The sequence below is a fragment of the Atlantibacter hermannii genome, assembly GCF_009907385.1.
GTDB classification, from domain to species: Bacteria; Pseudomonadota; Gammaproteobacteria; order Enterobacterales; family Enterobacteriaceae; genus Atlantibacter; species Atlantibacter hermannii_A.
Genome location: NZ_JAAATR010000024.1, coordinates 142,740 through 154,472, shown reverse-complemented (window position 1 = coordinate 154,472; position 11,733 = coordinate 142,740). Strand labels below are relative to the sequence as shown.

Here is an 11,733-nt window from a genome sequence, read left to right as displayed (position 1 = left end):
TTCCGTGTCAGTGGTGGCGCATTATAGGGACTTCTCTGACGGTGACAAGCCCTGTTTTTAAAAAATAAATCAACCGTCTCTTTTTTGCCCAAATTGCCTTTAAAGTGGCAGTTTTTCGAGCTTTGCGAAGCCGTAGCGCTGCAGAACGGGTAATAATTGGGCAGTTTCCGGGCTGAGCGCCATGCAGTACGCCACATTTTCATCGCAAGATTTTGCATCGGGCGCTTCATGTTCAAGCAGCCAGGCGGTACGTCTGGCGATCGCCGCGCCGGAATCCACCAACCGGGTGCCATCCGGCAGTATGCTGAGCAGCTCATCCTGCAATAAAGGGAAATGGGTGCAACCCAGCACAACCGTATCCGGCGGCTCCTGCATCCGCAGCCAGGGCTTCAGGATGCGACGCAGCTCGTCGAGGGAGACCGGATGGCCGTGCAGCTTCGCCTCGGCCAGTTCCACCAGCTCTGCCGATCCCAGCATTTCAATCCGGCATTCGTTAGCAAAGCGGGAAATCAGTTCGTGAGTATAAGGACGGCGTACCGTCGCGCGGGTCGCCAGCAGCCCTACCACGCCGTTCGCCGTTAAGCGCGCCGCGGGCTTAATCGCGGGAACCACGCCCACGACCGGGAACGCGAATTTTTCGCGCAGGGCAGGAAGGGAAACCGTGCTGGCGGTATTGCAGGCAATAATGGCAATCGCCAGGGGATAACGCTGCTGAACCGCAGTGACGATTTCTACCACGCGCTCGACGATAAATTCTTCGGTCTTTTCACCGTACGGGAACGCGACATTATCGAACGCGTAGATGTAATGCAGATCCGGCAGCAGTTGCCGGATCTCATCATAGACAGACAGCCCACCGACACCGGAGTCAAAGACCAGTACGGTGGGACGTGCATCAGAAGGTGTAGCTGCCTGACAAGGTGTATTCTCGTCCAGCAGTTTGGTAGCCATAAGCCGTCTCGTAATCTTTATCCAACAGATTACCTATTTTACCACGAACTGTGAGGTGAGACGTTACCGGATATGATGCGGAAATATCGACAGTGCTGTAGCTCGGCAATACCCGCTGCTCTGGGTTATAGGTTGACGAGCGGTTGTCATAGCGGCGGCCAAAGTATTGCCATGCGATATCCATATCCACATCAAACATAGTCCAGTCGAGCTGGTACTTTGCCTGACGTTTAGCGCGGCGCGGCAATACTTCATCGGTTTCATCGTCACGCGGGTCGATATACTGCAACGTTACGCGATGAGAGAAGATGCCGGTATCCACATTACCCGTCCACTCCACGCCCTTAATGGTAGCGGAGTTGATGTTGTAATACGCCGTCTGGCTGTACGTCACCAGATTATCGATCTCATAGCGATACGCGGAGAGACGCCAGTCCAGCGGGCCGGTCAGGCCTTCAAGCCCGGCTTCCCACTGTTTCGACTCTTCAGGTTTGAGATTCGGGTTGGAAGCGATCCCGAAACGCTCTGCCCCAAACTGCTGACCCAGGGACGGCGCCAGGAAGCCGGTGCCGTAAGAAACAGTCACGCGATAGTCATCGACAAACTCCCAGCCCGCGGCGGTCTGCCAGGTTCCGTGCCAGCCGAATTCGTCATCATGATCTTCACGACCGGACGCTTCCAGGGTCACATCGCCAAATTGCTGTTGGCCGGTGAGATACAGGCCGGTGTTTTCACGCTTATACACGTCGCGTGCGTAGTTATCTGAGGAGGTCAGACGCTCCTGCTTCCAGTCAACGCCTGCGCTCACCGAACCGTGGCCGACCACCACGTTATTGCCCCACTGGATATACCGCTGTTCCATATCATCCAGCGTGGTGCCGTCGTTATAGCGGCCATATACGCTACTGTAGTTGTAATCTTTGCTCTTCTGATAATTGGCGATCAGCTGAGAAGAATAGATGCCGGCGTTAAAGCGCAGGCCGGTATCCCAGTTCTGGCTATACAGCTGGCGCTCATCGCCGCCCGCGTCATAGCCGAAGTTACCCTGATCGTAATCGACATTATTGGTAAAGCTGTAGCCGCGGAAGAAGCCGTCAAAATTATCGTTGAATTTGTGTTGCAGGCTACCCCAGAAGGTTTTGTTACGATAGCCGTCGCGATCGTCGTCACGCGCCCAGGACGAGTCCGGCTGAACGTTGAATCCTTTGGTGCTGGTATAGGCCCCAGCGACCGTCGCCACCGTATCGCCAAAACGTTGATGCAGCGCGCCGTCATAGGTCTGATAGCGGTTAGACCCCACGCTGGCGTTAATCTGCGATTTCTCATCCCCGGTTTGGGTAATAATGTTTACCACGCCGCCAATCGCGCCGGAGCCATACACCGCCGAACGTGGGCCGCGGATAAACTCGATACGCTGTACTAAAGAAAGCGGAAGTTGGTTCAGTTCGGGATCGTTAGAAATACCGGAACGCGCCACCGGCACGCCGTCAATCAGCATCAGCAGCTGTTTGGCTTCGGTACCGCGCACGTACACGGAGGCGGACTGGCCCATACCGCCGTTCTGCGCGATATCCACGCCAGGGAGGCGACGCAGGACATCCACCACCGTGCGCGCCTGCCATTTGTCGATCTCTGCGCGAGTCACCACGTCAGTGGGAGCCAGTACGGTATTGACGGGCTGTTGGAAACGGTTGGCGGTCACCACCATGGTGTCGGCACTGCTTTGCGCCCAGACGGAAAACGCCGTAACGGAAAGGCCCGTCAGCAGCGCGAGTTTTTTTATCATCATTATATAAAGCATCCAGCTAATAAAAGGATGCCGCACTCACGACCGATAGCACGCGATGATCGTGATAATTGCGACGTATTCCGGCAGGTCTTCGGGCTTGGAGGCGTTTACTGGACGAAGACTTCCCACTTTATTAAGCAGTGTCTGCACGAATGCGTTCGTCCCACCTGTCTTTACCGCTGCGCGTCAGCTCCAGATTTTCACTGGATTCCCTATTTTATCTTTTCGAACCGGAACGCGAATGCTACCTGCATCGCCATATGGATGTCCAGACTTCCATGCGTAAACCGCCATACAGGGCTGGACATCACGGCTGCAATCCCTACAATCCTCTGCGTAAATTTTTATCACCAGGAACGCATGATGACGCCAGAGCACCTCCCCACCGAACAGTACGACGCGCAACTGGCCGAAAAGGTAGTCCGTCTGCAGGAAATGATGACGCCTTTTAACCCCCCTGCGCCGGAGGTGTTCCGCTCGCCGCTCAGCCATTACCGGATGCGCGCCGAGTTCCGTATCTGGCACGATGGCGACGACCTGTATCACATCATTTTCGATCAGCAGACCAAACAGCGGATCCGGGTAGACAGCTTTCCTGCCGCCAGCGAGCTGATTAACGCCCTGATGAGCGCGATGATCGACGGCGTGCGTAATAATCCGGTGTTGCGCCATAAGCTGTTCCAGATTGACTATCTCTCTACCCAAAGCGATCAGGCCATAGTGTCGCTGCTGTATCACAAAAAACTTGATGATGAGTGGCAGGCGCAGGCCGTCGGGCTGCGTGACGCGCTGCGCGCCAAAAATCTTAATGTGCACCTGATTGGCCGCGCGACCAAAACCAAGATCGCACTCGACCAGGATTTCATCGACGAACGCCTGGTGGTGGATGGCAAAGAGATGATTTACCGCCAGGTAGAGAACAGCTTTACCCAGCCGAATGCCGCCATGAACGTACAGATGCTGGAGTGGGCGCTGGACGTCACCCGTGATTCCCGGGGCGATTTGCTGGAGCTGTACTGCGGCAACGGTAACTTTTCGCTGGCGCTGGCGCGCAATTTCCGCCGCGTGCTGGCCACGGAAATCGCCAAGCCGTCGGTGGCTGCCGCGCAGTACAATATTGCCGCCAATCATATCGACAATGTGCAAATCATCCGCATGGCGGCGGAAGAGTTTACTCAGGCGATGAACGGCGTGCGTGAATTCAACCGTTTGCAGGGGATCGACTTAAAAAGCTACCAGTGTGAAACGATCTTCGTCGATCCGCCGCGCAGCGGGCTGGATGACGAGACGGTGAAGATGGTGCAGGCGTACCCGCGTATTCTGTACATTTCCTGCAATCCGCAGACGCTGTGCCAGAACCTGGAAACCCTGTCGCAGACCCACCACGTGGAACGGCTGGCGCTGTTCGATCAGTTCCCTTACACCCATCATATGGAATGCGGCGTACTGCTCAGCGCGAAAAACCGCTAAAAAGACAAAACCCCAAAAACGTATTTTTGGGGTTTTTTGTATCTGGCCGGATTATTCAGTGACGTGGGTCGGGCGGTTACGCAGGCGGTAACCAATCCAGAACAGCAGCGCCACCGCCAGCACGGACGGCAGGAAGTTGGAGCCGATGGCCGGGTATTCCGCACGCACAACCGCACTGTAAACCAGCACGCCCAGAATGAAGCAGCCAGCGGCAAGGCTCGGCAGGCCCACCGGCATGGTGCGATCCTGGTAACGCTGATGCAGGCAATACACCGTCAGAACCAGTGCGATAATCGGGAAGACAGAAAACGGCACCACGGAGCTGAACAGCGCCGCGAATGTGCCATTAACAGAGAGGCCGGCGATTAATGCCAGCAGTAAGGTGCCTTTTTCTTGATATGACGGTTTCATTGCTCGTCCTTCACTAGTCGGAATGTTGCGCTAACTTTTCTTGTTCGCGGCGATACCAGTAGTACGCGCCTTTGGAGATCATCCGCAGTTGCAATACCAGCCGCTCTTCGAGTTGACGACGCTGCTCGGGGCCAACGTCGAGGGCTTCCGCGCCGGCGCTGAACACAATGGTGACCATCGCTTCGGCCTGCGCTTCAGTAAAACTTCGCGGCATGTGACTTTCGAGTTCCAGATAGTCGGCAAGTTCCGCAATAAAATGCTGGATTTCCCGGGCCACCGCGGCACGAAACGCCGCCGAAGTCCCGGAACGCTCCCGCAGCAGTAAGCGAAACGCGTTAGGGTTGTTGCCGATAAACTCCATAAACGTGGACACAGAGGTGCGGATCACGCTGCCGCCTTTGGCGATGCGCTGGCGCGCCTGGCGCATCAGCTGGCGCAGCATCAAACCGCTTTCATCCACCATGGTCAGCCCCAGTTCATCCACATCTCTGAAATGCCGATAAAAGGAGGTGGGTGCAATCCCCGCCTCACGGGCGACTTCACGCAGGCTCAGGCTGGCAAAACTTCTTTCAGCGCTCAGTTGGCTGAACGCCGCTTCTACGAGCGACCGCCGGGTACGTTCTTTCTGTTGCGCTCTTACACCCATCACGTTGCCTGAATCCTTCCTGTCGAATGGCACACTGCCAGCCAATAAAATTACCGGGTTTATACTGGATTGTGAATGACTGTTTACGCGAGCTGTCTCGCGTTCCTCAGGAAAAAGCACAGTAACAATTGGGTTATCGCCCCGATAATGTTACCATTCTGTTGTTTTTATGTATAAGAACAGGTCTGCCTTACCATGCCACACACCTACGATTATGACGCAATAGTGATTGGTTCCGGCCCCGGCGGCGAAGGCGCTGCTATGGGACTGGTTAAGCAAGGAGCACGGGTCGCGGTCATTGAGCGCTACCACAACGTCGGCGGCGGTTGCACCCACTGGGGCACCATCCCGTCAAAAGCACTCCGTCATGCCGTCAGCCGCATTATTGAATTTAACCAAAACCCGCTTTACAGCGATCACACCCGATTACTCCGTTCATCCTTTGCCGATATCCTTAACCACGCCGACAGCGTGATTAACCAGCAAACCCGTATGCGACAGGGCTTTTACGAGCGCAATCGCTGCGAAATTTTGCAGGGTGATGCCCATTTTGTGGATGAACATACTCTCGCCCTGGAGTGCCATGACGGCACGGTGGAGAACCTGACCGCCGCGCAGTTCGTCATTGCCTGCGGTTCACGTCCGTACCACCCGGAAGATGTCGATTTCACCCATCCGCGCGTCTACGACAGCGACTCGATCCTCAGCCTGCACCACGAACCTCGCCACGTGATTATCTACGGCGCAGGGGTGATCGGCTGCGAATACGCGTCGATTTTCCGCGGGATGAACGTTAAGGTCGATCTGATCAACACCCGTGACCGGCTGCTGGCATTCCTCGATCAGGAGATGTCCGATTCGCTCTCCTATCACTTCTGGAACAGCGGCGTGGTGATTCGCCATAACGAAGAGTACGAGCGCATCGAAGGGCTGGACGACGGCGTGATCATGCACCTCAAGTCTGGTAAAAAAGTCAAAGCCGACTGCCTGCTGTATGCCAACGGACGCACCGGGAATACCGATTCGCTGGCGCTGGGCAACATCGGCCTTGAAGCCGACGGGCGCGGGCTGTTGAAGGTCAACAGCATGTACCAGACCGCACTGCCGCACGTGTATGCCGTGGGCGATGTGATCGGTTACCCGAGCCTGGCATCAGCCGCTTACGACCAGGGCCGCATCGCGGCGCAGGCGATGATCAAAGGCGAAGCCAGCGCGCATCTGGTGGAAGATATCCCGACCGGTATTTACACCATCCCGGAGATCAGCTCAGTGGGTAAAACCGAGCAGCAGCTCACCGCGATGAAAGTACCGTACGAAGTGGGCCGGGCGCAGTTTAAGCACCTGGCGCGGGCGCAAATCGTCGGGATGAACGTGGGCACGCTGAAGATCCTCTTCCATCGCGAGACGAAAGAGATTTTGGGTATTCACTGCTTTGGCGAGCGCGCGGCCGAAATTATTCATATCGGCCAGGCGATAATGGAGCAAAAAGGTGGTGGCAACACCATCGAATACTTCGTTAACACCACCTTTAACTACCCGACCATGGCGGAAGCCTATCGGGTAGCGGCGCTGAACGGCTTAAACCGCCTGTTTTAACGCCGGGTCGAAATGGCCATCCATTTTTGAGCGGATGGCCTCCGCCAGCTGCTCGTAGCGGTTACGCAACGGCGAGCCCGGACGGTATACCAGGCCCACGGTGCGACGCGGCTCCGGCTTAAAGCATTGCAGATACACCACGCCGTCGCGGCGACGTTCATTCGGCACCGCCAGCGCGGGCAGCAACGTGATCCCGCTGCCCGCCGCGACCATGTTACGCAGCGTTTCCAGGCTGGTTGCCCGGAAGTGGGTATCTTCATCTGCGCCCGCTTCAAAGCAGAAGCCCATCGCCTGGTCGCGCAGACAGTGGCCGTCTTCCAGCATCAGTAATTTTTCACCCGCCAGATCGGACATCGGCACGCGTTCGCGCGTCGCCCACGGGTGATCTTCATAGACCGCCAGCAGCATCGGCTCATCAAACAGCGGCACTTCGATAAAGGCTTCACTCTCTTTCACCAGCGCCAGAATCGCGCAGTCGAGCTTGCCGCTATCCAGCTGCGCCAGCAGTTGATGGGTCTGCGCTTCATGCAGGTACATTTCGAGTTTCGGGAAAGTCTGGTGCAACATCGGAATGATGTGCGGCAGCAAGTACGGGCCTACGGTCGGGATTAAGCCAATATGCAGCGGGCCGGACATCGCCTCGCCCTGTTGACTGGCCATTTCCTTTAGCACTTTGACTTCGCGTAATACGGTGCGCGCCTGATCCACCAGCAGCAAGCCAGCCTGAGTAAACAGGACTTTTCGGCTGGTGCGCTCCAGCAACATCACACCCAGTTCGTCCTCCAGCTTGCGGATTTGTCCGCTTAAGGTTGGCTGGCTGACATGGCACGCATCAGCGGCACGTCGAAAGTGACGGTGCTCGGCCAGTGCGACCAGGTATTCAAGATCACGAATATTCATTAATCATCCTCCGCCGCCACGATAGCCCATGGCGATAGATAGAATAGCAACCAACGATTATCCCTATCAAGCGAAATGACAAATAATAGCCAACAACGAAGCGACACTGCCTTACCCCGCAATGTGAGCTGAAAAACCCTCAACGGAATAACTAAAGCCAACGTAAATTTTTAGCGGACTTGATGTCCGCTTTTTTTTTGCAAAAAAAAGCCTGGCACCACGCCAGGCCGAGTGGAGCAAAATGCAATTACGCTAAACGCGCTTTTGCTTCGCTAATTGCGGTTGCGACCTGCTGCGGCGATACGCCGCCTTTTGCTGAGCGCTTATCAAGGCAAGATTGCAGCGACAGGATCGGATACACATCCTCACCAATCACGGTGCTAAATTTCTGTAAATCGGCCAGCGGCAGGGCTTCCAGGGCTTTACCCTGACGAATGGCTTCCACCACGGTTTCGCCCACAATATGGTGCGCTTCGCGGAACGGTACGCCTTTGGCGACCAGATAATCGGCCAGCTCGGTAGCGTTGGCGTAGCCCTGCTCCGCTGCTTCCTGGCAGCGCGGGCGCTTCACCTGAATACCGTCCAGCACCAGAGTCGCCATCTGCAGGCAGTCAAACCAGGTGTCGAGCGCGTCAAACAGCCCTTCTTTGTCTTCCTGCATATCTTTGTTGTAGGCCAGCGGCAAGCCTTTCAGGGTCATCATCATGCCGGTTAACGCGCCCTGCACGCGGCCACATTTGCCGCGAATCAGCTCCAGCGCATCCGGGTTTTTCTTCTGCGGCATCAGGGATGAACCCGACGTCACACGATCGGATAGCTCAACAAACGCCGCTTCGCCGGTATTAAAGAAAATCAGGTCTTCGGCGAAGCGGGAAAGATGCACCATGCCGATAGAGGCATCGGACAGCAGTTCCAGCACGTGGTCGCGGTCGGAGACGCTGTCCAGGCTGTTGCGGGTGGCGGAGGCAAAACCCAGCCATCCGGCCAGCTGTTCGCGATCGATATCGTACGCGGTGCCTGCCAGCGCGCCGCAGCCCAACGGGCTGACGTCCAGACGCTTCAATGTATCCTGCAAGCGGCTTTCATCGCGGGCCAGCATTTCAACGTAAGCCAGGCACCAGTGAGCAAACGTCACCGGCTGGGCGCGCTGAAGATGGGTATACCCCGGCATCACCGCGTCCTGGTTACTGGCAGCGGTTTCCACCAGCGCGCGTTGCAGTTCGCGGGTCGCATTCAGCAACTCGCCCACGGTCATCTTGCACCACAGCTTCAGGTCGGTGGCAACCTGATCGTTACGGCTACGCCCGGTGTGCAGCTTTTTACCCAGTTGACCCACTTTGTCGATCAGCTTGCCTTCCACCCAGCTATGAATATCTTCGGCATCGCTTTCAAGAATTTGTTGTGGATTGGTCTGTACCTCTTCCAGCAGCGTTTGCAGCGCCTGCTCAAGCTGCGCCTGCTCATCGGCAGTGAGAACGCCCACGGTCACCAGCGCTTTAGACCAGGCGACAGAGCCCACAATATCCTGCTCCGCCAGGCGATAGTCGAATCGCAACGAGTCGTTGAACTGTTTAAACCGTTGATCCGCTGCCTGAGTAAAACGCCCACCCCAAAGTGCCATAACCCGCTCCGTAAAATTTAATCCAGTCGATAAAATCAAGGCGGATATCGCTACCCGCCCACTACTAATGACAAATACAATCAAGCGTCATTGGCGCAGCCAGTCTGGACACGGCCAGCGCACAGCGCCCGGAGCGTACATGTAGTACGTGAGGAGCGCGAGCACTGCCCGGGTTCATAATGGCAAGCAAAATAGCTTGATTATTTCTTCTGCTCGTTGAGCGCACGAATACGTGAAGACAGCGAGAACAGACGGATGAAGCCGCCCGCATGGCTGTGGTCATAGACTTCGTCTTCGCCGAAGGTCGCGAACTCTTCGCTGTACAGGCTGTTAGCGGATTTCTTCTGGATCGCCGTCACCTGGCCTTTGTAAAGTTGCAGTACCACTTCGCCGTTGACGCCTTCTGCCAGCGATTCTGCCGCCGCTTGTAGCGACTGACGCAGCGGCGCGAACCAGCGGCCATCGTACACCACGTAAGACATTTCCAGGCCAACCTGCTCACGCCATTTGAAGCTATCGCGATCCAGTACCAGCTGCTCAACGCCGCGTAGCGCCGCCATCATGATGGTGCCCCCCGGAGTTTCGTAGCAACCGCGGGATTTAATGCCCACCAGACGGTTTTCCACGATATCGATACGGCCCACGCCATGTTTCGCACCAAGTTTGTTCAGCACTTCCAGGCACTGGAACGGGCTCAGGAACTCGCCGTTTACGGCAACCACTTTGCCTTTCTCAACGGTGACGGTGACCTGCTCAGGCGCATCCGGGGCATCCTGCGGATCGACGGTCCAGACCCAGCAGTCTTTGTTGGAGGCATTCCACGGGCTTTCCAGCACGCCGCCTTCAGTAGAGATGTGCCAGGCGTTTTCATCACGGCTGTAGATTTTTTCCAGCGTCGCGGTGGTCGGGATATCGCGCGCTTTCAGGTAATCCAGCAGCGCTTCACGGGAACGCAGGTTCCACTCGCGCCACGGGGCAATCACTTTCAGGTTCGGAACCAGCGCCGCCCAGGCGGATTCAAAACGCACCTGGTCGTTGCCTTTGCCGGTCGCGCCGTGGCACAGCGCATCCGCGCCGACTTTGATCGCCACATCAGCCAGCGCTTTCGCGATCAGCGGGCGCGCCATGGACGTCCCCAGCAGATAGCTGCCTTCATACAGCGCGCCGGTTTGCAGTACCGGATAAACATAATCTTTGATGAACTCTTCACGCGCATCGACCACATAGCATTCACTCGCGCCGGTGCGCAGGGCTTTTTGCTCAACGCCTTTCAGATCGTCACGGTCCTGGCCGATATCCACCACGCAGGCCACCACTTCGCAACCTTCATAGTTTTCTTTCAGCCATGGAATGATCGCGGAGGTATCCAGGCCGCCGGAGTAAGCGAGAACAACTTTTTTGATGCCGTGGTTTTGCATTTTGTTTTTCCTTTCAAAAACTATTCGTTAATGCGCTAAATAATTCGAGTTGCGGGAAGGCGGCAAGCTCGGGAATCCCCAGGAGCTTACATCAGTAAGTGACTGGGGTGAGCGAGTGCAGCCAACGCACCAGCAGCTCGAATTATGACGCGCTAAGCTAAAATCCGGGTGCCGATGGCTGTCCCGTTAAACAAAGAAGGTAACTGCTCGGCATGCCGCCAGGAGGCGATATCCACCGGGCGGCCCAGCGTGCGCGCCGCATCCAGCGCCGCATTCACTTTCACCACCATACCATCGGTGATGATGCCCTGGGCAATCAGCTGTTCGGCTTTTGCGGCAGTCATCTCAGCAATGCGCTGTCCTTTGCCGTCCAGAATGCCGCTGACGTCGGAAAGCAGGATCAGATCCGCACCGAGAGTGGCGGCCAGCGCCGTAGCGGCCTGGTCAGCGTTGACGTTCATCAGTTCGCCCGCATCGGTCACGCCGATAGAGCTGACCACCGGCAGAAAGCCAGCGTCCAGCAGAGTAGTAATCAGTTTGGCGGATCCCGGTTCGGCTTTGCCGACGTGGCCAAGTTCATCATCCAGCTGGCTCACTTTTACGCTGTCGCCGTCGCCAAGATACAGGCCCACCGCGGGTAGCTGGTGTTTCTTCGCCCAGGCCAGCAGCGTTTTGTTGGCGCTGCCCGCCAGCGCGCCAGTGATGATGTCAATCTGATCGGCTGGCGTGACGCGCAGGCCGTTTTTCTTTTTCACCGGCAGATTGAGCTTTTTCATCAGCTCGTCCACCACACAGCCGCCGCCGTGGACAATCACCAGCGGGCGCTGATGGGTCTCGCGGTAGTTAACCAGCGCGGTGAACAGACGCTCGAGCGCCTCTTCGCTATCCAGCAGTACGCCACCTAATTTGATAATTAATGGATTCATCATTG

At 56.5% G+C, this 11,733-nt stretch carries 10 protein-coding genes and 1 riboswitch; of the genes, 2 read left to right on the top strand and 8 right to left on the bottom strand.

Translation table 11 applies throughout. From position 1 onward, the window contains the following. Positions 1-99: 99 nt before the first annotated feature. Positions 100-951: a glutamate racemase gene (gene murI, locus GV764_RS07565; RefSeq protein ID WP_161659609.1), complete on the bottom strand. Its 852-nt coding sequence runs from the start codon at positions 949-951 to the stop codon at positions 100-102. Further along, entirely contained in the window at positions 896-2,737 is a 1,842-nt protein-coding gene (btuB, locus tag GV764_RS07560; protein ID WP_161659617.1) for a TonB-dependent vitamin B12 receptor BtuB, read from the bottom strand. The genes murI and btuB overlap by 56 nt, the downstream gene beginning before the upstream one ends. A gap of 68 nt (positions 2,738-2,805) precedes the next feature. After that, a riboswitch (cobalamin riboswitch) is annotated at positions 2,806-2,990 on the bottom strand. Between the two features lie 113 nt (positions 2,991-3,103). Between btuB and trmA the strand changes: the two genes are divergently transcribed. Then, positions 3,104-4,210 (top strand): tRNA (uridine(54)-C5)-methyltransferase TrmA, encoded by a 1,107-nt coding sequence (gene trmA / locus GV764_RS07555; RefSeq protein WP_161659616.1) that lies wholly within the window; start codon positions 3,104-3,106, stop codon positions 4,208-4,210. Between the two features lie 51 nt (positions 4,211-4,261). Here the strand turns inward: trmA and GV764_RS07550 are convergent, their stop codons facing one another. Both GV764_RS07550 and fabR read right to left on the bottom strand, forming a co-directional pair. Then, positions 4,262-4,621, bottom strand: a complete 360-nt coding sequence (locus GV764_RS07550) for a YijD family membrane protein (RefSeq protein ID WP_151603042.1) — start codon at positions 4,619-4,621, stop codon at positions 4,262-4,264. Positions 4,622-4,634: 13 nt separating this feature from the next. Next, positions 4,635-5,270: an HTH-type transcriptional repressor FabR gene (fabR, locus tag GV764_RS07545; RefSeq protein WP_040460042.1), complete on the bottom strand. Its 636-nt coding sequence runs from the start codon at positions 5,268-5,270 to the stop codon at positions 4,635-4,637. A gap of 192 nt (positions 5,271-5,462) precedes the next feature. On the opposite strand from fabR, the gene sthA reads away from it, so the two are divergent. Further along, the gene (gene sthA, locus GV764_RS07540) at positions 5,463-6,863 is read left to right on the top strand and encodes a Si-specific NAD(P)(+) transhydrogenase (protein WP_161659608.1); all 1,401 of its coding nucleotides are present in this window, start codon (positions 5,463-5,465) and stop codon (positions 6,861-6,863) included. On the opposite strand, the gene oxyR is transcribed toward sthA, so the two are convergent. The 4 genes from oxyR to argB all read right to left on the bottom strand — a co-directional run bounded on the left by oxyR (position 6,846) and on the right by argB (position 11,731). Next, entirely contained in the window at positions 6,846-7,763 is a 918-nt protein-coding gene (oxyR, locus tag GV764_RS07535) for a DNA-binding transcriptional regulator OxyR (protein WP_161659607.1), read from the bottom strand. The two genes, sthA and oxyR, sit on opposite strands and share 18 nt — an antisense overlap. Positions 7,764-8,010: 247 nt before the next feature. After that, positions 8,011-9,384, bottom strand: coding sequence for an argininosuccinate lyase (argH, locus tag GV764_RS07530; RefSeq protein ID WP_161659606.1), 1,374 nt, complete (start codon positions 9,382-9,384; stop codon positions 8,011-8,013). Positions 9,385-9,584: 200 nt separating this feature from the next. After that, positions 9,585-10,802, bottom strand: coding sequence for an argininosuccinate synthase (locus tag GV764_RS07525; RefSeq protein ID WP_161659605.1), 1,218 nt, complete (start codon positions 10,800-10,802; stop codon positions 9,585-9,587). A 152-nt stretch (positions 10,803-10,954) separates the two neighbouring features. Next, positions 10,955-11,731 (bottom strand): acetylglutamate kinase, encoded by a 777-nt coding sequence (gene argB / locus GV764_RS07520; protein WP_161659604.1) that lies wholly within the window; start codon positions 11,729-11,731, stop codon positions 10,955-10,957. Positions 11,732-11,733: the final 2 nt, after the last annotated feature.